At 44.8% G+C, this 24,607-nt stretch carries 22 protein-coding genes and 1 pseudogene; 13 read left to right on the forward strand and 10 right to left on the reverse strand.

Features of this window, described 5'->3' with window-relative positions:
• A pseudogene (locus tag C7Y66_RS02230) lies at positions 1-299 on the reverse strand (Zn peptidase); the annotation flags it as partial.
• Between the two features lie 11 nt (positions 300-310).
• The gene (locus C7Y66_RS02235) at positions 311-658 is read right to left on the reverse strand and encodes a helix-turn-helix domain-containing protein (protein WP_015157109.1); all 348 of its coding nucleotides are present in this window, start codon (positions 656-658) and stop codon (positions 311-313) included.
• 140 nt (positions 659-798) lie between these two features.
• Here C7Y66_RS02235 and C7Y66_RS02240 point away from each other — a divergent pair, with 140 nt between their 5' ends.
• From C7Y66_RS02240 to crtO, 4 genes are all read left to right on the forward strand, one after another.
• Complete coding sequence (locus C7Y66_RS02240) at positions 799-1,617, forward strand: PD-(D/E)XK nuclease family protein (protein WP_015157108.1); 819 nt, start codon at positions 799-801, stop codon at positions 1,615-1,617.
• On the forward strand, positions 1,614-3,848 hold the full coding sequence (locus C7Y66_RS02245; protein WP_106544327.1) for a Piwi domain-containing protein: 2,235 nt from the start codon (positions 1,614-1,616) through the stop codon (positions 3,846-3,848). The genes C7Y66_RS02240 and C7Y66_RS02245 overlap by 4 nt, the downstream gene beginning before the upstream one ends.
• Before the next feature lie 45 nt (positions 3,849-3,893).
• Positions 3,894-4,262: a pentapeptide repeat-containing protein gene (locus C7Y66_RS02250; protein ID WP_106544328.1), complete on the forward strand. Its 369-nt coding sequence runs from the start codon at positions 3,894-3,896 to the stop codon at positions 4,260-4,262.
• Positions 4,263-4,334: 72 nt separating this feature from the next.
• Positions 4,335-6,023, forward strand: coding sequence for a beta-carotene ketolase CrtO (gene crtO / locus C7Y66_RS02255; protein WP_106544329.1), 1,689 nt, complete (start codon positions 4,335-4,337; stop codon positions 6,021-6,023).
• Positions 6,024-6,211: 188 nt separating this feature from the next.
• Here crtO and C7Y66_RS02260 read toward each other — a convergent pair whose 3' ends face one another.
• On the reverse strand, positions 6,212-7,906 hold the full coding sequence (locus C7Y66_RS02260) for an NAD(P)H-quinone oxidoreductase subunit 4 (RefSeq protein WP_015157104.1): 1,695 nt from the start codon (positions 7,904-7,906) through the stop codon (positions 6,212-6,214).
• Between the two features lie 191 nt (positions 7,907-8,097).
• On the opposite strand from C7Y66_RS02260, the gene C7Y66_RS02265 reads away from it, so the two are divergent.
• From C7Y66_RS02265 to C7Y66_RS02275, 3 genes are read left to right on the forward strand one after another with little or no spacing between them, the layout of a single operon-like run.
• Positions 8,098-9,495, forward strand: a complete 1,398-nt coding sequence (locus C7Y66_RS02265) for an AtzE family amidohydrolase (protein ID WP_106544330.1) — start codon at positions 8,098-8,100, stop codon at positions 9,493-9,495.
• A 25-nt stretch (positions 9,496-9,520) separates the two neighbouring features.
• Positions 9,521-9,904 carry a cupin domain-containing protein gene (locus C7Y66_RS02270; protein WP_158265853.1) on the forward strand — a complete coding sequence of 128 codons (384 nt, stop codon included), beginning with the start codon at positions 9,521-9,523 and terminating at the stop codon, positions 9,902-9,904.
• A gap of 17 nt (positions 9,905-9,921) precedes the next feature.
• Positions 9,922-10,839, forward strand: a complete 918-nt coding sequence (locus C7Y66_RS02275; protein ID WP_199197203.1) for an isopenicillin N synthase family oxygenase — start codon at positions 9,922-9,924, stop codon at positions 10,837-10,839.
• Here the strand turns inward: C7Y66_RS02275 and ggt are convergent.
• A complete protein-coding gene (gene ggt / locus C7Y66_RS02280) occupies positions 10,836-12,476 on the reverse strand; it encodes a gamma-glutamyltransferase (protein ID WP_106544332.1) in 1,641 nt (546 codons plus the stop codon). The two genes, C7Y66_RS02275 and ggt, sit on opposite strands and share 4 nt — an antisense overlap.
• A 219-nt stretch (positions 12,477-12,695) precedes the next feature.
• Here ggt and C7Y66_RS02285 point away from each other — a divergent pair, with 219 nt between their 5' ends.
• Positions 12,696-12,959, forward strand: a complete 264-nt coding sequence (locus tag C7Y66_RS02285) for a hypothetical protein (protein ID WP_106544353.1) — start codon at positions 12,696-12,698, stop codon at positions 12,957-12,959.
• Between the two features lie 72 nt (positions 12,960-13,031).
• On the opposite strand, the gene C7Y66_RS02290 is transcribed toward C7Y66_RS02285, so the two are convergent.
• Together C7Y66_RS02290 and hslO are read right to left on the reverse strand one after the other, a co-directional pair.
• Positions 13,032-15,173: a chromosome segregation ATPase gene (locus C7Y66_RS02290; RefSeq protein ID WP_233222490.1), complete on the reverse strand. Its 2,142-nt coding sequence runs from the start codon at positions 15,171-15,173 to the stop codon at positions 13,032-13,034.
• Positions 15,174-15,385: 212 nt separating this feature from the next.
• Complete coding sequence (hslO, locus tag C7Y66_RS02295) at positions 15,386-16,282, reverse strand: Hsp33 family molecular chaperone HslO (RefSeq protein ID WP_015157098.1); 897 nt, start codon at positions 16,280-16,282, stop codon at positions 15,386-15,388.
• 265 nt (positions 16,283-16,547) lie between these two features.
• Between hslO and rpe the strand changes: the two genes are divergently transcribed.
• Both rpe and C7Y66_RS02305 read left to right on the forward strand, forming a co-directional pair.
• Positions 16,548-17,255: a ribulose-phosphate 3-epimerase gene (rpe, locus tag C7Y66_RS02300; RefSeq protein ID WP_106544355.1), complete on the forward strand. Its 708-nt coding sequence runs from the start codon at positions 16,548-16,550 to the stop codon at positions 17,253-17,255.
• Between the two features lie 205 nt (positions 17,256-17,460).
• Positions 17,461-17,700 carry a hypothetical protein gene (locus tag C7Y66_RS02305; protein ID WP_106544333.1) on the forward strand — a complete coding sequence of 80 codons (240 nt, stop codon included), beginning with the start codon at positions 17,461-17,463 and terminating at the stop codon, positions 17,698-17,700.
• Positions 17,701-17,727: 27 nt separating this feature from the next.
• Here the strand turns inward: C7Y66_RS02305 and C7Y66_RS02310 are convergent, their stop codons facing one another.
• Positions 17,728-19,278: a response regulator gene (locus C7Y66_RS02310; protein WP_106544334.1), complete on the reverse strand. Its 1,551-nt coding sequence runs from the start codon at positions 19,276-19,278 to the stop codon at positions 17,728-17,730.
• Between C7Y66_RS02310 and C7Y66_RS32805 the strand changes: the two genes are divergently transcribed.
• Positions 19,259-19,393 (forward strand): hypothetical protein, encoded by a 135-nt coding sequence (locus C7Y66_RS32805; protein WP_255409925.1) that lies wholly within the window; start codon positions 19,259-19,261, stop codon positions 19,391-19,393. The genes C7Y66_RS02310 and C7Y66_RS32805 overlap by 20 nt on opposite strands.
• 145 nt (positions 19,394-19,538) lie before the next feature.
• On the opposite strand, the gene C7Y66_RS02315 is transcribed toward C7Y66_RS32805, so the two are convergent.
• Positions 19,539-21,164: a response regulator gene (locus C7Y66_RS02315; RefSeq protein ID WP_106544335.1), complete on the reverse strand. Its 1,626-nt coding sequence runs from the start codon at positions 21,162-21,164 to the stop codon at positions 19,539-19,541.
• 224 nt (positions 21,165-21,388) lie between these two features.
• Between C7Y66_RS02315 and C7Y66_RS02320 the strand changes: the two genes are divergently transcribed.
• A complete protein-coding gene (locus C7Y66_RS02320) occupies positions 21,389-21,661 on the forward strand; it encodes a 2TM domain-containing protein (protein ID WP_015157092.1) in 273 nt (90 codons plus the stop codon).
• A gap of 154 nt (positions 21,662-21,815) precedes the next feature.
• A complete protein-coding gene (locus tag C7Y66_RS02325) occupies positions 21,816-22,124 on the forward strand; it encodes a DUF3181 family protein (protein ID WP_106544336.1) in 309 nt (102 codons plus the stop codon).
• 134 nt (positions 22,125-22,258) lie between these two features.
• Here the strand turns inward: C7Y66_RS02325 and murJ are convergent, their stop codons facing one another.
• Both murJ and C7Y66_RS02335 read right to left on the reverse strand, forming a co-directional pair.
• Entirely contained in the window at positions 22,259-23,860 is a 1,602-nt protein-coding gene (murJ, locus tag C7Y66_RS02330; RefSeq protein ID WP_199197204.1) for a murein biosynthesis integral membrane protein MurJ, read from the reverse strand.
• 174 nt (positions 23,861-24,034) lie between these two features.
• On the reverse strand, positions 24,035-24,565 hold the full coding sequence (locus tag C7Y66_RS02335; protein WP_106218917.1) for a hypothetical protein: 531 nt from the start codon (positions 24,563-24,565) through the stop codon (positions 24,035-24,037).
• Between the last annotated feature and the right edge of the window lie 42 nt (positions 24,566-24,607).

Consider the following 24,607-nt stretch of genomic DNA (forward strand, 5'->3'; position numbering starts at 1 on the left):
AGATGTGTATAAGAGACAGCAATTGAAGATTCTTCAAATCCTTTAGGCAAATTTAGACTACTTTCATTCATTATAATTTTACGTTCTGTAGGTAAAATCATAGCCGCGATCGCACCTTGCTCATCTGGTGCTATTTTCCCACAATCCATGTCTAAACCAAGAGATTCAGCTAAGTATCCTGCATCGAGTGGAAATTTTAAAGGACGTTTACGCTTTGCTTGCACGCGCTGAAGTACATCCAATGCTCGATGCTCGATTTCCTTTTTGGACATGGACTGATAGGGTTTAATAACCTTCAATTTGATTTCTCCTAATCTCGGTTGGTTGTATCTCTCAATAATTTCTGAGCAAATTCAGGTTCGTCTCGCATTCGGCGTAACAAGACAGGCATTTGTTTGTACTTTCTAACCAGTTCTTCAAAAACTTTTGTGTCATCTGGTGTAATGCGACCAGCTAGATGTCTCAGTTCTGCTTCTGGCAAGTCCAAATGCAAAGATAGTTTGTGAATGACATCTTCGCTAGGAGGATAGCCAGCATGGTCGTTCTCTAGTTTCGATAAGTAAGTGTAATCTACCCCGATTAACTTGGCTAACTCGCGCTGACTAAACTCTCTTGCCTTACGAGCTTGACGAATAACTTTACCAAAACTTTGACTCATTTTTTTCTTCCCTTACATATATATCTTGACAAAGTTGATTAAAATGGTCAATATGGTCATGTAAATCAATTTCCTTCAGTGTACAGCATTTTAGCTATATAAAGGTGTGTCTCATTGATTACAATATGAGAAATTAAACTATGCCAAAGATTTGGGAATTTGCTAGTTATAATTTACTGTCTTTATTTTCGCCAGCAGTCGGTTTAGAGCATCTACACTGCGATATGAAAAGGGGTTTTACTAAAGCAAGAAGGCGGGAGCCGCAAGTTGCAGAACTATTACAAAAAGATAATATACATCAGCGAATTGGAATTTTGGCACAAAGAGGAATTTATGAGTTTTATCAAACCTCTTTAATCGCAGACGGAAAAGATGCGATCGCTCAAACAGCAGAAATTTTGCAGTTGAGTCAAGAAGTAGATTCAGTTCGGATAAAAGTTCTTCAAATCCTAGAAAATTATCATCACAATCAGTTTCTAGCTAGTAAGAAAATTATTAAACTCAGTCGAGGCGACGAGGGGTTTCCAGAACCGATTTTAATTCAGCAAGGAAATAATACATTTAAACTATATGCTGCGATGGACTGTGTTTTGCAAGAAGAAGATGGAACATTACATATAGTAGACTTTAAAACTGGAAAATCTGACTTCGATCGCCGACAAGCATATATTTATTTACTAGCCGCTAGCTATATTTACCCGCAGCAAAAAGCTGTTGCTTCATTTTATAACTTGGAAACTTGCCAACAGTCAGAGCGAATTATTGCGTCATCTAGCATACTCAAATCGTTTCAAGTAGAACTATCTTCGCTCTCTCAACGACATCAAAAAGATTTGTATCGCTATCGTCGAAATTTTGACGATTTTAATCGAATTTTTCCACCTAATCCAGGCGTAAGTTGTCGCTATTGTGCTTTTAACTCTATTTGTAAATTTGCCATGACTGAGGCGACTGCATGAATAATGTTATGCAAGAATTTCCAGTTGCTTCATTTCCAACTTTTTTAAGTGAAATTTCACTTCTAGATATTACTCCGAAAAATTTCATTTGTTTTCGATTAACTCCAGAAATAGACCGAAAAATTGGTAATAGCTTTAGTTGGCGATTCAGTCAAAAGTTTCCTGATGTAGTTGTTATTTGGCACAACAAATTTTTCTGGGTTTTAGCCAAACCCAATCGACCGATGCCAAGCCAAGAACAGTGGCGAGAGAAACTGCTAGAAATTTGCGAAGAATTAAAAAAAGATATTGGCGATCGCACTTATGCAATACAATGGGTAAGCCAGCCACAGATTACACCTGAGATTCTTTCACAGTTAGCAGTGAGAGTATTAAAAATAAATTGCCGTTTTTCATCTCCATCTGTAATATCAGTAAATCAAGTAGAAGTCAAACGAGAGATTGATTTTTGGGCAGAAACGATTGAAATTCAAACTCAGATTCAGCCAGCTTTGACAATTACCGTCCATAGTAGTTTCTTCTATCAAAGGCATCTAGAAGAATTTTACAATAATCATCCCTATCGGCAGAATCCAGAGCAACTGTTAATTGGCTTAAAAGTACGAGATATCGAACGTAATAGCTTTGCAACAATAACTGATATCGTAGGTACTATTGCCGACCACAGACAAAAACTACTTGAGGATGCAACTGGCGCAATTAGTAAACAAGCATTGATAGAAGCACCGGAAGAACAGCCAGTCGTTGCCGTACAGTTTGGTAAAAATCAACAACCTTTTTATTATGCAATGGCAGCTTTACGTCCTTGCATAACAGCGGAAACTGCTAAAAAATTCGATGTAGATTATGGAAAATTACTGTCTGCAACTAAAATTCCTTATGTAGAGCGAAAAGAACTTTTAGCATTGTACAAAAAAGAAGCTGGACAAAGTTTAGCTACTTATGGATTTCAACTGAAGATTAGTATAAATAGCCGCAGACATCCTGAATTATTCTTCTCTCCGTCAGTTAAATTATCAGAAACAAAACTGGTATTTGGAAAAAATCAAATTGGCGTTCAAGGTCAAATTTTATCTGGTTTATCCAAAGGTGGCGTGTATCGCCGTCATGAAGATTTTAGCGATTTGTCAAGACCAATTCGGATTGCTGCATTGAAACTTTGCGATTATCCAGCAAATTCTTTTCTGCAAGAAACGCGACAGAGACTCAAACGCTATGGTTTTGAAACTCTTCTTCCTGTTGAAAATAAAAAGGCATTATTGGTAGATAATTTATCTGGAGTTGAAGCGAGAGCCAAAGCTGAAGAAGCTGTCGATGAATTGATGGTAAATCATCCCGATATAGTTTTGACATTTTTACCAACCAGCGATCGCCACAGCGATAATACAGAAGGAGGTAGCTTATATTCTTGGATTTACTCGCGCTTGCTCAGACGTGGAATTGCCAGCCAAGTTATTTACGAAGATACTTTGAAAAGCGTTGAAGCTAAATATTTATTAAATCAGGTAATTCCAGGTATTCTAGCCAAGCTAGGCAACTTGCCTTTTGTGTTAGCTGAACCATTAGGAATTGCCGACTATTTCATCGGCTTAGATATTTCCAGAAGCGCCAAAAAGAGAGGTTCTGGAACTATGAATGCTTGCGCTAGCGTGCGTCTATACGGTCGCAAAGGAGAATTTATTCGCTATCGATTAGAAGATGCTTTAATTGAAGGGGAAGAAATTCCCCAAAGAATTTTAGAAAGCTTTCTTCCCGCAGCTCAACTGAAAGGTAAAGTCGTACTAATTTACCGCGATGGACGCTTTTGTGGTGATGAAGTGCAGCATTTAAAAGAAAGAGCGAAAGCAATTGGTTCGGAGTTTATTCTAGTCGAGTGCTATAAGTCTGGGATTCCTCGGCTCTACAACTGGGAAGAAGAAGTTATTAAAGCACCAACGCTAGGATTAGCACTGCGCTTATCGGCGCGGGAAGTTATTTTAGTCACGACAGAACTAAATTCGGCGAAAATCGGTTTGCCTCTGCCTCTACGCTTGAGAATTCATGAAGCAGGACATCAGATATCGTTAGAAAGTTTAGTAGAGGCGACTTTGAAACTTACCTTACTACATCATGGTTCGCTGAACGAGCCGCGCTTACCAATACCGCTTTTTGGTTCTGACCGTATGGCTTATCGACGGTTGCAAGGCATTTATCCAGGTTTGCTAGAAGGCGATCGCCAATTTTGGTTATGAGGCAAGATTAAAGTAGGATGCGATCGCCTATAAGTGTAAAGAAATATGAATGCTGAAGAACTGCTGAAACGCTATGCAGCAGGGGAAAGAGACTTTACTAAAGCTGACTTAGCCAACGTTAAGCTGATTAACGCTCATTTGGTAGGAGTTAACCTGTGGGGAGCCAACTTAGAAGGAGCAAATTTAGCCAAAGCGAAATTGTGGGGAGCAAACTTAACTGGCGCAAACCTGATTAATGCCAACCTGACGCGCACAAACCTCTGCGGTGCAAAACTAACTGAAGCAAATTTACGCAAAGCCAGACTCAACTACGCCAAATTGTACGGAGCGAACTTAAGTGGTGCTTGCTACGACAATAGCACCCGCTTTTCCCGTGGTTTCGATCCGAACAGTCAAAATATGCGTAAGGTATAACCGTTGAGAGATTGAGAATTGTTAACTGCTCTCTAGCATCAAAGAAGATAGCGTGTTTCCGAATTCTCTTCCATGCAAGCTTACGATGTTGTTATTATTGGTGCTGGTCATAACGGACTAGTCTGTGCGGCTTACTTACTGAAAGCAGGCTATAGCGTCTTGCTTCTAGAAAAACAGCCGATTCCAGGGGGTGGAGCCACTACAGAAGAACTGATGCCTCAAGAAGCACCAGGATTTAAGTTTAACCCCTGTGCTATTAATCACCTATTTATTTTCCTCGGATCGGTGATTCAGGAATTAGAACTAGAAAAATACGGCTTAGAATATCTAACGTGCGATCCAGTTGCCTTTTGTCCCCATCCTGACGGAAAATACTTTCTCGCCCATAAATCGGTAGAAAAAACTTGTGCGGAAATTGCCCGTTTTAGCCAACGCGACGCAGAAAAATATGCTGAATATGCAGATTTCTGGCTGCGCTTTGTGCGTGGTGTCACACCATTTTTCAACGCTCCACCCAAATCTTTAGTAGATATCTCCGGTAACTACGACTTGAAAAACCTGCAAGAGTTGTTCTCAGTGCTGGGTGGTCCCAACGAGACTTTAGACCTTCTACGTACCCTATTCACAAGTCCAGTAGATAATCTTAACGAATATTTTGACGCTGAATTTGTCAAAGCGCCCCTCGCTAGACTCTCAGCAGAATTAAGTTCGCCTCCCTCTCAAAAAGCCATGTCATTTGGAGCAATGATGGCTGTGTTGCGTCACGAACCTGGAATGGCACGTCCGCGAGGTGGTACGGGGGCGCTAACCGAAGCATTAGTTAAGTTGGTCAAAAGTTTAGGCGGCGTAATCCTTACAGAACAAAGTGTAGAACAAATTTTAATCGATCGCGATCGCGCTGTGGGCGTGCGAGTTCGCGGTAGCAAAGAATATCGCGCCCATCAAGCTGTTATCTCTAGCATTGATGCCAAACGGCTATTTCTGCAACTGATGGATGCTAGCGATGTCGATAGTGCCGATCCTAACTTACGCGAAAGACTAGACCGCCGCATTGTCAACAACAACGAAACAATTCTCAAAATTGACTGCGCCTTATCAGAACCCTTGCGCTTTGAAAACCACGACCACCGAGACGAATATCTCATGGGTTCGGTCTTAATTGCCGATTCCGTCAACCATGTAGAACAAGCCCATAGCGAGATTACTCTAGGCAAAATTCCTGATGCAGACCCTTCAATGTATCTAGTCATGCCAACAGGACTCGACCCTTCAATGGCTCCTGAAGGCAAACATACACTCTGGATTGAATTTTTTGCCCCCTATCAAATTGCTGGTGCAGAGGGTACAGGCTTAAAAGGTACGGGATGGACAGACGAGCTTAAAAACAAAGTAGCCGATCGCGTCCTCAATAAACTAACCCAATACTCACCCAATCTCAAGCACTCAATTATTGCCCGTCACGTCGAAAGCCCAGCCGAGTTAGCAGAACGGCTAGGAAGCTACAAAGGCAACTACTACCACATAGACATGACCTTAGAACAAATGCTTTGCTTCCGTCCCTTACCAGAAATAGCTAACTACAAAACCCCAATTCAAGGCTTATATCTCACAGGCGCAGGAACCCATCCAGGCGGCTCCATCTCAGGACTGCCGGGACGCAACTGTGCCAGAATTTTCTTACACGAACAGCATCCCATCGCCGAGACACTCAAAGACGCTAAAAACTCAGTTCAGTCGGCAGTCAAATCAGTATTTACCTAGCTTCGCTCAAATACCAAGTGTATTGCGAATCGAGCGTAGATAAATTTTGCGCCTTTCTTCGAGCCTTCGCGTCTAACGCTACGCTTCGCCTACGGCTGATGCGTGACATCATCATAAACTACAACTCAACACGAAAAAGCGATCGCTTTCATCTAGCGATCGCTTATAAACAGGAGTACAAAATCAAATCACTTTAAAACACCCGTCGGCACAGTCGCGAGTTCAGGCTTATCGATCCGAGGAGCCAAGAAGCCGCTAGCATAAATGCGAGGATTGCTCTGAGCAATTTGGACGTAAGATTCGCGGATCTGGGCATTCACCGCAACCGTCTTGACATCATACATTTGCGTCGCCAGCTTGGGATATAACCCGATACCAATAATCAGCACCAGGAACGAGACAGCAATGAACACTTCACGCGGTCTAGCATCGCCAAACCTTGCCTCGCCAGGTAACACGCAATCAGTCCCGAAGCAGACAGCTTCTTGACTATCCTGGTAATCCGTCCGCAACTGAGTACTCGTTAAAACACACGCAGGGGCGATACCAGAACCGTAGAAGACCTGACGTAGCATCGAAAGTAAATAGACTGGAGTGAGCATCAGCCCTACGGCGGCTAAAAATACCGTCACCGTGCGGAAGGTTGAGCTGTAAATATCGCTGGTCGTCACACCAACGAAGACCGAAATCTCGCTGACAAAGCCGCTCATCCCAGGAAGTGCCAGCGATGCCATTGCACCTATGGTAAATAGAGCGAAGACTTTGGGCATAACCTGAGCGATACCACCCATTTCTTCCATTGATAACGTATGAGTGCGATCGTAAGTTACGCCTGCGAGGAAGAACAGAACTGCGGCAATCAAACCGTGAGACAGCATTTGCAGGAGTGCGCCGCTGATGCCAACATCCGTAAAAGAGGCAATACCTAGTAGGACGAATCCCATGTGGGAAACAGACGAGTAGGCGAGACGGCGCTTCATGTTGGACTGAGCGAAGGAAGCCAACGCACCGTAAATAATATTAACCACGCCTACAGTTGCCAGCACTGGGGCAAAGTAAACGTGTGCGTGAGGTAACATTTCCAAATTCAAGCGAATCAACCCGTATCCGCCCATTTTCAGCAGTACACCCGCCAAAACCATCGATACGGGAGCAGAAGCTTCACCGTGGGCATCAGGTAACCAAGTATGCATGGGGAAAATCGCTAGCTTCACGCCAAAAGCAATCAGCAATCCGGCGTAAATCGGCAATTCAAGCGCTAGCGGATAGTTTTTCACAGCCAGAGCTGCCATATCGAAGGTAGGGTTGCCACCGTAGAAACCCAATGCTAGCCCTGCAACGAGAATAAATATAGAAGCCAGTGCGGTATAGAGGAGAAACTTTGTCGCTGCGTAGCGTCGTTTCGGTCCACCCCAAATCGAGACGAGCAAGTAAACGGGGACTAGCTCGATCTCCCACATAATGAATAGCAGCAATATATCTTGGGCGACAAACACCCCAATCTGGGCAGAATACAGCACCAGCATCAGGAAATAGAATAAGCGGGGCTTGCGATCGACTTGCCACGCCGCAAATATTGAAAGTGTCGTCACCAATCCTGCTAGCAGTACGAGCGGGACAGATAAACCATCAACTGAGACAGCCCAATTTAGACCCAACTGGGGAACCCAGGCATACTTTTCCGCTAATTGAAAAGTTGCGATGCCTGCATCGTAGTGTTGCCAAAAAACGTAGCACATCAGAATCAAGTCCGCGATCGCCACGCCTGAGGCATACCACCGCACGCGCTTGCCGTCTTTATCAGGCAGTACGGGGATGAGTAGGGAAGCTACAAGGGGTAGCAGGACAATCGCGGTTAGCCAGGGAAATTGTTCCGTCATCATGACGTTAAGAATAAATACTTATTTCTTACAAATCATTTTACTAAACTTTGTAAAGGTTTATGAATAAATTTTTATCCCAGTCAACTATCTAAACAAGTCTATAGATGGAGGTAGTTGACAAAAGCACTCATTAGTAGACGAGGCTCGAACAAGGGCGATCGCGTTAGATTATCCTGCCTTAAGATGAAAGCATGAATTTAAACCTTGCTGATGCCGTAACCATAGCAACAGCCGTGCGCGCGCAACAGGTAAGCGCAGTAGAAGTGGCGATCGCCACCCTCGACAGAATTACCGCACGGAATTCAGCACTGAATTGTTTCACCACCGTTACAACTGAAACAGCCTTAGCAGATGCAGCGAAGATCGACCGGGCGATCGCCTCTGGGCAAGATCCAGGCGTTCTAGCTGGCGTTCCCTTTGCGGTCAAAAATTTATTTGATATTGCTGGGATAACGACCCTAGCTGGCTCGAAAATCAATGCTGACAATCCTCCCGCTAGCCGAGATGCTACGGCGATCGCCAGACTGAAACAAGCCGGAGCAATTTTAGTCGGGGCGCTCAATATGGATGAATACGCCTACGGTTTTGTCACGGAAAATTCACACTACGGTGCAACCCGTAACCCGCATGACACAAATCGTATTGCTGGCGGTTCTTCTGGAGGATCGGCGGCGGCGGTAGCGGGGGGAATGGTTCCCCTGACGCTAGGTTCCGATACCAACGGTTCTATTCGCGTCCCTGCGGCTTTATGCGGTGTCTACGGACTCAAACCCACCTATGGCAGATTATCGCGGGCGGGAGCGTTTTTATTTGCCAGTAGTTTCGACCACATTGGCACGTTTACCCGTTCTGTAAGAGATGCGGCGATCGCCTTTGACGTGTTGCAAGGATGGGACAGTCGCGATCCGGTTTGCACGCAACGTTCCCCTGTAGAGACGTTACATGTAGCGTCTCTACAACCGGACAATATTGATGGGTTACGCATTGCCATTGCTGAAGATTATTTTCGGACAGGTGCGGAACCGGAAGCTTTAGCTGCTGTGGAACGAGTCGCCCAAGTTTTAGGTGCAACGCAATACGTTACTATCCCAGAAGCGCACCGTGCTAGGGCAGCGGCTTTTGTGATTACAGCGTGTGAAGGGGCAAATCTGCATTTAGCAAACTTGCGATCGCGTCTTGAAGACTTCGATCCGGCTACCCGCGATCGTTTTTTGGCTGGGGCGATGATTCCTGCGAGTTGGTATATTCAGGCGCAGAGATTTAGACGGTGGTTTCGCGATCGCGTCCGCGCAATTTTTCAACACGTCGATTTGATTCTAGCCCCTACAACACCATGTGTTGCACCATTCATCGGACAACAAACGATTCAGTTAGATGGACGGGAAATTTTAGTTCGTCCCCATTTGGGATTGTTTACTCAGCCGCTATCTTTTATTGGTTTACCTGTTTTATCCGTGCCAATCGCGCGATCGAATGGGTTGCCTTTGGGGGTACAGTTGATTGCTGCACCCTACAATGAGGGGAAAATTTTACAGGTGGCTGCAATGTTGGAGGCTGAAGGTGTTATTGCTGCATCTGTTGTTGACTAATACCAATTACCTATTACTAACATCCATGTTCAAGCAGAACAAATTTCAAGCACCAAAACGCGATCGCGATGGTTTAACTTCGTATATTCTGTTGCAGCAAGGAGATATTTCAACAGATAATCTAGCTGTTACTTGGGTAGATGTTGCGCCTGGTTGCAGTCAACGTCCTCACAGTCACGCACCAGAACAAGTTTATATAATTATTAGCGGTAACGGGCGAATAATTATTGGGGATGAAGAGCAGGATGTAGTTAAAGGGGATTTAGTTCATATACCTTCAAATGTAGTTCACAGTTTAGTGAATGACTCAAGTGAAGTGCTAACTTATATTTCTGCTGCTACACCAGCATTCGACTTGCAGGCACTTTACGATACAGGAAAATTGAGAGCTTCTAGAAGCTCTACTTAACTATTGCCAAACTACTTATGACTAATCCTATAGTGCAAATTCCAATTATCGATTTGCAAACGTTTGTAAATGGAGATGAATCAGAAAGACAAGCTGTTGTCGATCGCGTCTATCAAGCTTGTCATGAAATTGGATTTTTATATATCAAAAATTCAGGTATTTCTTCTCATTTAATCCAACAGCTATTCATGCACTCTCAGCATTTTTTCAATCTTTCTTTTGAAACAAAGACTCAAATAGCGTGGTTAGATGAATCTCATAATAGCGGTTATGTAAGTATAGAAAGGGAACGCCTCGATCCGAAGCAGCCAGGAGATTTAAAAGAAGCATTAAATCTGAATTTAAAATCTATAAATCAACATTTAGAATTTAGGACTGAATTTCGTAGTTGTGTAGTGAATTTCTGGGAGGCTTGCGTACAAGTAACAAACACGGTATTACAAACTTTTACTTTGGCATTACAAATTCCAGAAGACTTTTTTATTGCCAATCATAATGCACAAGCTCATACTTTGAGATTACTGCATTATCCCCCATTACAACAACCTCCAAAACTAGGACAAGTAAGGGCGGGAGAACATTTTGATTATGGTAGTATTACTTTGTTATTTCAAGATGATATGGGTGGATTAGAAGTACAAACTAAAAATGGAAAATGGATTGCAGCTCCAGCGATTCCTGATACGATAATTGTAAATACTGGAGATTTAATGCAACGATGGACAAATCATGTTTTTTGTTCTACCAAACATCGGGTAGCGATTCCAACAGATGAAAAAATGAAGCGATCGCGTTATTCAATAGCTTTTTTCTGCCATCCTAACGATGATACTGAGGTTGCTTGTCTTCCTAGTTGTTGTACGGATCGAGTAGCAATATATCCTTCTATTTCTGCCAAAGATTACTTGATTAGCCGCTTGGAGGCAACTTATTAATACCCTACAGCAGCACCATCACTTCTCGGATCGGCAGCACCGTATTTTATATTAGTTTCAGCGTCGATTAAAATCGCCCCAGCGTGTCCCATCACATCTGTATAATCTTCAACGACTCTAACAGAGTGACCGCGATCGCCTAATTCTCGAACAATATCTGCTGAAACTCTGCCTTCAATTTTAAGTTCGTTGGTAGCGACTCCCCAAGTACGTCCTTGCAACCATCTTGGTGCAAAAATTGCCTCTTCGACATTAAAACCAAAATCGACAATTCGAGTTGCGATCGCAGCTTGAGTTTGAGGTTGTCCTTCTCCTCCCATCGTACCGTAGACTAAATACGGTTTGCCGTTTTGAAATAACATGGCAGGGTTTAACGTGTGAAAAGTACGTTTTTTAGGTTGCAAACAATTTACATGTTGCGGATCTAAGGAGAAAAAACACCCTCGATTTTGTAATAAAATCCCCGTATCGCCTGCAACTATACCCGAACCAAATTCGTAGTAAATACTTTGAATTAAAGAGACAGCGTTACCATCTTTATCTACAACTCCCAACCAAATTGTATCGCCTTTTGGATCGAGAGGTTGTACTTGGTTAGCGGCTTGCTGCAAGTTAATCTGTGCTGCTAGTTCTTTACCACGTTCTGAAGATAATAGCCAATCTAAAGGGATATTTACAAAGTCAGGATCGCTCACATATTTATCGCGATCGCTAAATGCTTGTTTGGTTGCTTCTACAATCAAATGATAGTAATCAGTCGTTCCTTCCCCTAGTTTGCGTAAATCGAAATTATTTAAGATATTTAAAATTGATAAAGAAGCAATTCCTTGAGTGTTGGGTGGTAAGTTATAAGCAATATAATCGCGATAATTGACTGAAATTGTTTCTACCCAGTTAGCAGTATGCTCTGCAAAATCTTGCAGAGTTAAAATTCCCCCGTTATCCTGTAAATCTGCAACTATCTTTCGGGCGATTTCTCCTCGATAAAATTCTGATGCACCTTGAGAGGCGATCGCTGCTAAACTTTGAGCTAAGTGCGGTTGATTAAATATTTCACCTGTTTGATAAACTGTTCCATCTGATTTCAAATAGATTTGACGAAAACCAGAAAATCTTTGTAAATTAAAAAACTCTTCGTCTGCATCAATACTTATTTGAGTCCAGCGTGCTTGATTTTGAGAAGTTGGGAAACCATTCTCAGAAAACTTAATTGCAGAAGCAAAAAGTTGCTGCCAAGGCAAAGAATTATTTATGGTTGCTCGAGCATATTTATATGCTAAGTCCCAGCCGGATACTGCTCCAGGTACGGTATTTACAGCTAAATAACCTCTAAAAGGAATTCTGTCATAACCTTGAGATTGATAGAGATCGATTGTTGCCTTTTCTCCCGCTCGACCGCTAGCATTCAAACCTCTTAATTCTCGTTTTTTGATATTATAAATCAACCAAAAATTATCGCCACCCAAACTATTCATATGAGGATAAACTACTGTTAGCGTAGCAGCAGCAGCGATCGCAGCATCAACAGCATTTCCCCCTTGCTGAAGTATTTCTAAACCCGCTTGGGAAGCTAGGTAGTGAGGGGTTGTGACTATACCATTAGTAGAAATGGCTGCTTTGTTTGTCAAATGAGACATAGCTATTTTTAGGTGAAAAAAGCGCGAATCGCGTTGACTCTTGAGTTTCCTTACCGTCTTCTGTGCTGAGTCACCATTTATATATTACAGGGTATAAACTATACCTTATAAGGTAAAAAACTTGATTGTAGGGAATCGCTTTTACCATTCCAGGGGAAATGCGATCGCAACTATGCTAAAAGAATCTATATTAATTTCTCACAAATGGGAATTTTACCTATGTCAGTCACAATAGAGCAAGACTTAAAGGAAATTTTAGCTAAGCTTGACCAGAGATTGGATAGTTTACAAAAAGATGTTGTCGATCTAAAAGTAGGGCAAACTGAAATTAAAGGAGAAATTAAAACTCTGGGTGAGAGAATAAATGGACTAGATGAACGAGTTAAGAGCCAAGATTTTATCAATCGAGGAATTTTAGTCGGTTTGATTTTAGCTATTCTTGGTGGGTTGGCTAAATTATTTGGTTTTGTCGGCAATCCATAAGAGCGATAATAATGTTTTGCTGCTATGTTTATGATGCCTAATCAAAACCGTTAAAGTTTACAATCGTCAGGATTAGTTATCATCAGGACTAGCACTAGGAATAGGCTCGGAATTTATTGGACTCGGTGCGGTGTTATCGAGGCTGGGAAGCGGTTCGGGAGGAGGAGGGTTCAAAATCCTCTGCCACTCGCCTATCTGCGCTTGAGCGGCTCCGTAGGCGCTGCTGCTGCGCGGAATTTTACGGGCTATATCGATCCCTGCTTGTGGGTTGTACGTCCCTTGGTCTTGTGCTAATCGCAACAAGCGATCGCCCCAGTTATTAATGGCTGGATTCACATCCAATCGTAAGGAATTGCTGTTAGGAACCCGATCCGCCAGCCGAATTGCTTGTGCCAAGGCATCGGGAGTATTCTGCAAAGCAACTTGCTGGGCTTCGCGCCAATCTTGTTCCGCCTGAAGTTGAGTTTGCCATTCCTTAACTTCTGCCTGCGCTGTGGCATGTAGCGCCCGTCCCGCACCAATTTGCCCAGCAGCAGCGATCGCCGCTGGTAGATTGCCGTTATTTGCCAAGTCTCGCGCTTGGTCTAAGAATGGCTGGTCTTCAATCGTTTGGATCTGGCGCGTCCAGTTGCGAATTCGCTTACGGGCTTCGCCATAAAGCGCGCGTCCTTCACCAATTTTACTCGCTTCATCAACTGCTGCTTGTAAAGCGACGACATCGCCTTCAACCACTATCTCGTCGGCACGGTTAAGGTAAGGTTGGTCTTCAAATGTTTGTATCCGTCGCCGCCAGCCGTCAATTTCTCGCTTGGCTTCAGCAGCACGGGGATTCGAGTCTGGAATCATCAAAGCTTCGGCGATCGCTGCATTTAAATCGGCAACTGCCCCTGGTTGAGCTAAGCTGCGTGCTTTGGCTAGATGCTGCACATCTTCAATTTCAAGTTGCCAACGGGCGATCGTATCTTGAGCTTTATAGTAAAGCGGTCGGTCTAGTCCAATTTTTTGCGCTTCGGCAATTGCCGCTTCTATGCTAGAAACAGTGCCAACAAAAGCACTCCGATGTGCCTCAGCCAGGACGGTAAAATCTTGGACTTCTGTTTCTAATTTGGCAACAGCAGGAATTTGATTAGCAATTTCAACCGCTTTGTCTACATCTCTTTTATCTAAAGTTTCCTGGGCTAAATCGAGCATTTTGCGCCCGATATCGGGAATCATTGCTTGAGCTTTCTGATAAAAATAGCTACCTGCTTCAATTGCTTGAATTTGCTGTATGGCAGCTAGAAAATCGTCGGCTCTGCCTCGATTGACCAAATTTTGAATTTTCTCCAATCTTCCGCCATCTTCTCTGGCGGTGGCGATCGCATACTTTAATTCTTCGTATTTTGTATTTGCCCAATAGTTGTTACCGACATTGAGCAAACGTACCGCTGCCATCGAAGCCCGATACCAGTTTTCTTTCGGGATCTGGGACTCGGCTTCAGCATAAATTTTTTCTGCTTCCGCCCAAATCGATTTCCACTTTTCAATTTGCGTTGGGACGGTGGAGGCTGTAGAGACATCTGACGGAATATCGGAGGCGATCGCGATCGCCTCCGATAGCTGTCCGGCTTGAAACTTTTCTTCTGCTAAGGCGAGTAAATCTTGCGACCACTCTGCTAAACCCCGTTCGATTTCTTGACTTAAAGGATGATTTTGTGGTAATGGCTTTACTAAGGCGATCGCTGCCATTAAATCTGGTACAGTTCGTTTTGCCGCTGCGACTTGAGCGCAATGCAACCGCACCGTCCCTGAAGCCAGAGGCCAAAAAATTGCCGGACAATTAGGTGCAGATGGTAACTTAAATAACATCGTCATGGCGACGATCGCCACTCCATTAGCCCCCAACGCTGCCAGAGCTGCCCAAAGCATCCAGTGTTTCCACCACCGCTTGCGTCCGACACTAGGCGGCTCTCCCGATGGAGGTACGCTAGACCACAACTTACCGTCTGTAGCTGATGAAGGGGAAACGCTACCAGATTGTGATGAGTGCGATGGTGATTGTGGCATGACTTCTGAATTGTGCCTTTGCTGGGACAGGTATTGAGACAGCTCGCGATCCGTTGGATATTGAGAAGCGGAGTCTACAGAATGTTGGGTATGAGGCTGATTGCCATTGTCCCCCTTTGCTGGCGGCTGACTCACAGACCAATCCTCTGGCATACTCCGATCGCTCATGACTCGCCCCAATATCTTAAGTACTATGCTTGATTTTGCCTGCTAAGCACATTCATTGTCATCCTATATTGGTCATTGGTCATTTGTCATTGGTAGTTGGTAATGGGTAATTGGTAATGGGTAATTGGTAATGGGCAATTCGCGCCATGCACGCAATTCAGATTAATCGATCGCTCTCTACTGGTCACTGGTCACTGGTCACTGGTCACTGATTAAGACTCTGCCCGTAAATCCAAAATCAACTGCTCTAACTGATTGCTGCTGGCTTTGTAAACTTGTCCGCAAAAATGACATGTGGCTTCGGCTCCGTCATCTTTGGCAATCATGTCTTGTAATTCTGCTTCGCCTAGAATTTTCAGCGCTCCTAGAACGCGCTCAAAAGAGCAACCACAGTAAAAGCGCACTAACTGGGATTCTGGAAAAATCTCCAAATTCATATCTCCTAACAGTTGCTCGAAGATTTGCGGTAAGGTCTTTCCAGCTTGGAGTAAGGGCGTGAATCCTGCTAGCTGAGCAATTCTTGATTCTAATGTTTGTACTAAAGCTTCATCGCGGGCTGCTTTGGGCAAAACTTGAATTAGCAATCCTCCTGCTGCTGTCACTCCTGTAGCGCCGACAAATACGCCTAATACTAACGCTGACGGTGTTTGTTCTGACGTAGCTAGGTAGTGAGACAAGTCGTCGCCAATCTCTCCCGATATTAGCTCTACCGTGCTGGAGTAGGGATAGCCATAGCCAACATCGCGTACGACGTAGAGATAACCCTCTGAACCCACAGCACCGCCAACATCCAATTTACCGCGATCGTTTGGTGGTAGTTCGATCGCGGGATTGCCGACGTAACCTCTTACAGTACCGTCTAAACCTGCATCGACTAAAATTCCCTCTAACGGACCATTACCTTTGACCCGAATATTGACTCGCGAATCAGGGCGTTTCATGCTAGAAGCAAATAACAACCCAGCGGACATAGTGCGTCCTAGCGCTGCCGTCGCCACGTAGGAAAGTTCATGCCGTTTTCTTGCCTCTTCAGTCAGCTTGGTGGTGATAACGCCGACAGCGCGAATTCCCCCATCGGCGGCTGTGGCACGAATTAACCGATCTGCCATGAGAAAACCTTACAATTCTTTACGAAAGCTACTCTATTTATTCTATGTTGGCGATCCGGTAAAAGGTTGAGGGGTGAAGTACGGCTTTCCTGGCTGGCGATCGCAAGTTCGTCAAATTCAAGTAGGGTGGGCAATGCCCACCCTACTACTCCCGGTCGCAATTCCGAATTCCGAATTCCGAATTCCGAATTCAGATAACACTTGGGGGAAAACTAAACATTTTGTTAAAATGCTGACAACAGAGGAAGCAGGAGAATCTCCAACCATGACCCAAACGCCATCCAAAAAGCAAACTGTTATTGCTCCATCCATACTATCAGCAGATTTTAGCCGTCTAGGAGCTGAGATTAAAGCAGTCGATGAGGCTGGAGCTGACTGGATTCACGTTGATGTCATGGACGGTCGATTTGTGCCTAACATCACCATTGGTCCGCTGATTGTCGAAGCAATTCGCCCTGTAACTCAAAAACCTCTGGATGTTCACTTGATGATCGTAGAGCCAGAGAAGTACGTTGAAGATTTTGCCAAAGCAGGAGCCGATATTATCTCCGTTCATGCCGAGCATAATGCTTCCCCTCACCTCCACCGCACGCTCGGTCAAATTAGAGAATTAGGGAAACAAGCAGGGGTCGTACTCAATCCTTCTACACCATTAGAACTGATCGAGTACGTACTAGAACTTTGCGACTTAGTGCTAATCATGAGCGTTAACCCAGGCTTTGGTGGTCAAAGCTTTATTCCATCTGTCGTACCCAAAATCCGCAAACTGCGCCAAATGTGCGACGATCGCGGTTTAGATCCCTGGATTGAGGTTGATGGTGGATTGAAAGGCAGCAACACTTGGCAAGTCCTAGAAGCAGGCGCAAATGCGATTGTAGCTGGTTCAGCAGTATTTAAAGCTAAAGATTATGCTGAGGCGATCGCAGGCATTCGTAACAGCAAGCGTCCCGCACCTGAGTTGGCAACCGTTTAGAAAACATAGCATTTCTTCTCGTTAGAATTGCAATACATTTCAATCGTAGGGGCGTACAGCGTGCGCCCCTGCTACTATATATACTTTTTGAAAGCGGCTATATCTAAATCAGTAATATATTCGGGATTGCCTATTCTTAACTTTGTATTAATTCCATACTTGTAAGATTGAAATTGCTATTCACTGCTCGCGTTAGATCGAATTTATGAACGACCGATTAGAGCAAATCCTGATGCAACAACTTCATTTGATTACCAAGCTGCAAACCAAAACTGATGAAATTTTGAGCTGGAATACTTCAACTGAATCCGCAGAAGCTACAGCAGCTTATTTTCAAGCTTTGGAAAGCGCGGTTGATGGTTTGGAAAGTTTGTCTGAAGTTTACGAATATTTTGAAGACTGGAGTTTAGCAGAAGACGAAGTTGCAGAAGTTATTTCACCCTAAATTGTCAAAATTCTAGCAAAAGTCGAGCTAGGTCGATCGCTCTGACGCGGATAGATGCTTGTGAATCAATTTCACAACTGCATCAGCTTGCACGGGTTTGTCCAGACAATCCGATGCACCCACAACCATCGCCCGCACGCGATCGATCAAATTGCCGCTGAGAATGACGATCGGCGTATCGCGGAACGCATTAATCTTACGGATGCGCGTGCAAATTTCATAACCATTTAGTTTTGGCATGACGAGATCTAAAAAGATCATGTCTGGTTTTTGACTTAACAAAGTCGCAAGCGCCCGCAAAGGATCTTGAATGTCTATAAACTGATATCCTGCATCCGTAATAATGTTCCGCATCACCTCGCACACTAATGGACTATCATCAATACAAGCGATCGTCGGTTTCAGTGCTATTGGCGTAACTGGTGGTTCTGATGCAACCTCTCCAGCCGTGGGCATAGCCAGATCGGGAATGTCTGTGAGTTCCACCATGTCGTCTTGAAGGTAGGGTGACAAAGTGTAGGATAGCTCTAAAACTTGACGCTTCATGAGTACGGCTAAATCGCGTAGTGTCCGCCGTCCGTCTAGTAGTGTAGTCAACTGACGGTATGTGTTGGGGGAAGTTTTTCGTTGCAATAATTCTGGATTTCTGAGGATCGGAGCTTGATTGGGACAAACATTTGTTAAGTTAGCGTGTTGCCAGTTACGCCACATTTGATAAGCTGACGCAAGTGCTTGCTCGATGTCCATGAGTAATAATTGCAACCCAGAAGAATTTTCGATCTGCACCTGATATTTGATAACTTGCCCAGTTTGCAAAATATCAAATAGCACTTCCGTGATACTACCGCGCACGATTTGCGTGACTTGCTTACTGGTAATTTGCTCCTGTTTGAGCCATAAACTCAGAACTTGATACTCCCATGCCGAGCCAGCTAGATCGGTTGGTAATTTCAGTCGATCGATTGAAATTTGCGGGCAGTGCGTGACTATAAGCCTTTGCCACCTGCGGATGGGATGCATCCCTCCAGTAGCATATAAAACTCGACCGGAGTACAGATAAAAAGTCCACTCTTGCCCCGAAGCACTGGTGACAGATAGTCTGCCAGTCACTTGAGCTGACTTGAGCGAAAGAAACTCGGCAACAAAAATATTTGCGTTGTCGCGATCGCCATGATGTTCGTCGTGGGATGGTTCCGGTTGGCGTAACGCTGTTTGCTTTTTTAACCGCGCGGCGATCGCCCCTAATAAATCTTTTTTTGAGAACGGTTTAGTTAGGTAATCATCAGCACCTAATTCCATCCCTTGGCGCAAATGAGTTTTATCTGCTTTGGCTGAGAGAAAAATGAAAGGCATCAGCGCTGTAGTTGGTTCTTCGCGCAGCAACTTCAACACTTCATAGCCGTCTAATTCCGGCATCATCACATCGCACAAAATCAGATCGGGTTTATGTTCCCAAGCCCAGGTAATACCAACGTGACCGTTCTCTGCGGCAACGATTTCGTATCCCTCCGTCGCTAGCAGCTCGGTAATATTTTCTCTAACTGCCTGCTCGTCTTCGATGACCAGAATCTTTGTCATTTCGCTCTACCTGCGGATCTCATGCCAGTCTCAGTTATCAGTTCTCAGTTATCAGTTATCAGTTATCAGCGAACAGGGTGTGGGGTGTAGGGTGTGGGGAATTGGTAGTTGGTAGTTGGTAGTTGGTCGTTTTCTTCCTCAGCTCCCTTGCTCCCTTGTCTCCCTTGTCTCCCTTGTCTCTCTTGTCTCCCCCCTCTCCCTTGTCTCCCTTGTCTCCCTTGTCTCCCTTGTCTCCAACTCCCGACTTACGACTTTTCTCTTCAGCTTCCTACAGAAATGTGTTTGCCAATCATTTGCAATAACTTTTCTGTTTGTACGGGTTTTTCTAGGTAATCCGAGACTCCTGCTGCTTGCGCTTGGGCGCGGTCGATCGCATTACCACTAAGGATGACAATCGGTGTATCGCGGAAAGCTGCAATCTTACGCAGTCGCGAGCTAATTTCATAGCCGTTCAAGTTGGGCATAACCAGATCTAAGAAAATTAAATCTGGCTTGCGCGTCAGCAAAGTTGAGATTGCCCGTAGAGGATCTTGAATTGTTAATACCTGATAACCTGCATTGGACAGCATTTGATCCATCGTTTGGCAGACGAGAGGGCTGTCATCGATACAAGCAATTAGGAGCGATTTGGCAGCCGTAGATGAGGCGGGTGCAGCTGATGTTGGTGGTGTTGCAGGTTGTGCGGTGGCTGCGTGTGGTAGTGGTAGGTCAGGCAGTTGGACTAATTCGACAATCTTAGATTGAAAGTAGGGTAGGAGAGACACAGCAACTTCGGCAGCTTGACGCTTCATCAATACTGCCAGTTCGCGCAGCGATCGCTTGCCATCGAGTACTGCTGTCAGTTGACGGTAGACAGCTGGTGAAGTTTGTTGTTGTAAAGCTTCTGGCTGTTTGACTAGGGGGGCATAGTTGGGTAGAAGCGAAGTTAGATTGCTCGATTGCCAAGCTTGCCATAGTTTTTGGGCTGGGGTGAAGACTTGCTCCCACTCTAAAGCAAGAAGTTGTAAAGGCAAGGCTTGCTCCGATTTTTGGTAATTGATTTGCCCTGCCTGCATCATGTCAAACAGGACTTCGACAACACAATCGCGCACTATTGGGGCAATGTGTTCGCGACCGATCTGTTGTTGTTTCAGTAACAAGCCGAGTAATTGATATTCCCAAGCAGGTCGAGTAAAAAGCTCTGCTGGTAAATTTAATTGAGTCAGTTGAATTTGGGGGCAGTAAGTCGAGACGTGCCTTTGCCAGCGCCGCGCTAAATGCATCCCTCCTGTAGCGTACAACAAGCGCCCCTGATGCAAGTAAAAGTCCCAAGACTGAGCCGTGGCGCTTTTAACATTTAATTTGCCAGTAAATTGAGCCGATTGGAGTGCTGCTAGTTCCTGAGCAAATGCGTTGAAGTCTTGATATTGAGCTGGTGCAGGCGTGGAAGGAGCATTAATTATGGGTTGAGGTGCGAGCGAAATGCGATCGCTGTTGAATAGAGAAGCCTGCAAAAGTTCTGCATATTGGACGATCGCATCCCGTCTTTTCAGCCGCGCCGCCACTGTATCTAGTAGTTCGTCAGGAGTAAAGGGTTTTGTAATGTAATCGTCAGCTCCCAAGTTCATGCCATGACGGATCTCAGCTTTTTCCACCTTGGCAGAGAGAAAAACAAACGGCAGCAGTGCAGTGGTTGGTTCTTGACGCAGCGATCGCAATACTTCGTAGCCATCTAACTCCGGCAGCATCACATCGCACAAAATCAGATCGGGTTTGTGTTCGCTTGCCCAGTCCAAACCAACTTGACCGTTATCAACTCCAACAACCTCATAGCCCCCATCTTCCAAACAGTCTAGGATGTTGTCTCTAATCAAACGCTCGTCTTCTATAACTAAGATCTTTTTCATAGGTCATGCCTAAATTGTCTAAATTCAACAAATTTCTATTTGGCTCATTGTCAATAGCGGCAAACGAGCATTTTTATATAAATGACTGTCTCCATAAAACTTAAATTTGGTTTTGAGAGAGTTTCTTACTTCAGGTCTAGTTTGCCCAGTTTGGCATCGATACTTACTATCCGCAGCAAGAAGTCGATAAAATATAGACAACTCAATCGGTGAACAGCAAACACATGCCTCCTCGTTGGCCCCGTAAACCAGACCGCCGCGATCCTGCCTATCGACGTTTAGACGATCGCATGAACTTTGCTACCCACGTAGCGATTTTCGCTGCCATGAATTCCGGTCTGTGGTTCGTCCACATTCTCAAAACCACAGCTTGGGAGTGGTTGCCTTGGTTAACAGGGGGATGGGCAACTGTATTATTAGGACATTTAATTTACATTGCCGCGATCGCCAACTATTCTGAGTCAGCTGCGCCAGATACACCGCCCAAATCTACCTAGAGAGTCAGTTATCAGTTGTCAGTTATCAGCTATCAGTGAAGAGTGGTAATGGGTAATTGGTAATTGGTGAGTGAGGCAAAGAGGCTTTCTTGCAACAGGCTTTTGACTTGCGACTTATCCATTACCCTTTTCAAATAGAAGGAAGTTCAGTTTTATGGCTAAACAAAGTACTTCAGAAGTTATTGAAGCGATCGCAGCTGAAATCGGCGAAAACGTATATATAGATATTGCCAAATGGCATCTTTATCTTGCCGATGCCAAACTTCATACCCTGCTTGCCGAACAACTCTATCCCATTTTGACGGCGCGATCGCTCTCAGAAGATCGAGTCCAGCAAGTTTTACAAAATATTCCCGTTAAACTTGGGGGCGGGAAAAAAGAAATCCCCCTAATTGACTTGATACCAGCCCGAGGTCAAACTGACTTAATGGAGATTTTGCAGAAGTATCAAGATGAAATGTAATGGGTAATTGGTAATTGGTAATTGGTAATTGGTAGTTGCTCCCTTGTCCCCCTTGTCCCCCTTGTCCTCCTCAGCTCCCGAGCGCCTCCTCAGCTCTCTTTCCCTCCCGTACGGGCGGGTTTCTAAACCCGCCCCTACTGACTCCCGGCTCCCCTTTTAGTCAACCGAGCCACTAAAAAATCGATTTCTGGCAATTTCATCCGAGTGGCGATGAGGGCAAAAATTCCAATGCCTACTAACCCAGAAGCGATCGTTTGCAGCAGTAGTAAAACTAGTCCCTGACTACCGAAGAAATGTTGCAAACTCCAAAGAGTTCCCCAACTAGCGATTCCGGCGGTAAAACCACTGGCAATTAAACCTAAAATGGGTAAACTCCATTGCCGCAATGGTAAGCCGTGGAGTTTACGATGCAAGATACCCAAAAACACCAGCGTCGAAATCGTATTGACTCCTACTGTTGCCAGTGTAATTCCAGGTGCGCCAAAAGGTTTGATGAGGATAAAATCTAGTAGAGCGTTGAGAAATATATTTAACAAACCAACGCGGAAGGGCGTTTCTCCATCTCCCAAAGCATAAAATACTCGTACCAAGACATCGCGCCCTAAGTAGACAAACATACCAATGCCGTAGGCAACTAAAATTGAAGCTACGAGTTGCGAATCATCTTGTTGAAAGGCTCCGCGTTCGTAAACGATTCGGACGATTGGCATCGCTAGAGCCGCAAACAAAGCTCCTAAAGGCAGCATCGTGAGAGCCGTTAGAATCAATCCCTGACGCAGTCGCGATTTCAAATTGTGCCACTCCAATGGATCGGCAAGCCGAGAGAGAATTGTAAATAAGGGGAGCAAAATGACATTGGAAATGATGCCCAGGGGAGTCTGAACGATCAAGTTAGCGTAGTTGAAAGCAGCAGCTGCCCCAGGAATGCTGGAAGCAAAGAAAAAATCGGTGAACAGATTAATTTGTAGCATTCCAGAAGCAAAAACAGCCGGAGCCATCAACTTAACTGCTTGCCGTACGGCAGGAGAGCGAAAATCAAATCGCAGGCGCAGCGTACCAAGTCGTAATCGCCACTGTACGATTAATTGTACGATCCACTGAAATAATGCCCCTGCTAGCGTTCCCCAGGCTAAAACTTGCCCGCCAATTGCCACATAAGCAGGAGAAATTATTTGGCTCCCCAAAGATAAATATAAGATTCCCAGCCCCAAAATAATCGTGATGCTAGAAAGTACGGGGCTGAGAGACAGCAACCAGTATTGATTGGCAGTATTGAGCGTGCCAAAACCAATCCCAATTAATCCCGACAGTAATATCATCGGAGACATAATTCGCAATTGCTCGGCGGCGATCGCGTGGGCTGTCTGGCTCAATTGCGGACCCACCAAATAAATTAATCCATCCGCCGACAAGAACAGGGCGATGGATACGAGCAACAACACTCCGCTAACTAGAGTCGTGATGCTTTCCACTAGGGGAGCGGCTTCCTGTTTGCTACGCTTTTCTAAGATGCTGACAATCGTGGTGTGGATTGGACCATTCACACCTCCCAGCAAGATTAAAAAGAAACTAGGGACGATGTAGGCATAGTTGTAGGCGTTAGCAGCTATACCCGTACCGAAAGCCGCCGCGATCGCCTGTTGGCGAAACAAGGCAACTAATTTACTCAACAGGGTTGCTACTGCAACGATCCCCGCAATTCCAGCTAAAGTTCGAGATTTTTGTCGATCGGACACAACTAGGGACTCGGGGCTAGGGAAGCTGAGGGGGTTGAGGGAGCACAGCAGTTACGCACTTGAAGTTTCAGATCTCGATCCCCCCTATACTCCCTTAACAAAAAAGGGGGGGGGAAACTAATGTCCTCTTTTTAACTCTGTTGGGGAATCGACTGCGTAACTTCTGAAAACTATTTAGGGAACATTATAAATATGCCACTCCTGAATTCCCCAATGGCTGAGAACAGCTTCAGCCTTTTGGATCTCATCCTCTGTAGCTTCTACGATCGCTAAGTAATCTCCTTGGTTGAATCGCTCGCTGTAAAATCTGGCTTGTTCTTCGGGGACAAACCAACCTCGCAGCGCCCCATGCAGTCCGCCGGCAACTGTAGCAGCTCCACTACCTAAAATAACCGCTACCATACTTTCCACAGCCAAGGCAGGACCCACTCCAGGGACTAGCAAGATGCCCAGTCCAACAATTAAAGTCATTAATCCTACTCCTGTACTCCCTGCAAGCGCGCCTTTTATCGCACTTTCAGCTCGTGTAATTGGCGGTCGTTGAATGACATTACAACCTAGAATCTCATCGCCTTCGGGGGTTTTTGTCACCATAGAAATCTTCTGCATGGGGAAGCCAATGCTTTGCAGCTCGGTAAGTGCCTGTTCTGCGTTTTGACGATGAGAAAATATACCAATACCATGTTTAAGGTTACGATCGGTCATATTGATTTTTGAAAGTTTGATGCTGTAAAGGTGAATACTCTC

Origin of the sequence: Chroococcidiopsis sp. CCALA 051 (assembly GCF_003015105.1) — a bacterium.
GTDB classification, from domain to species: domain Bacteria; phylum Cyanobacteriota; class Cyanobacteriia; order Cyanobacteriales; family Chroococcidiopsidaceae; genus Chroococcidiopsis; species Chroococcidiopsis thermalis.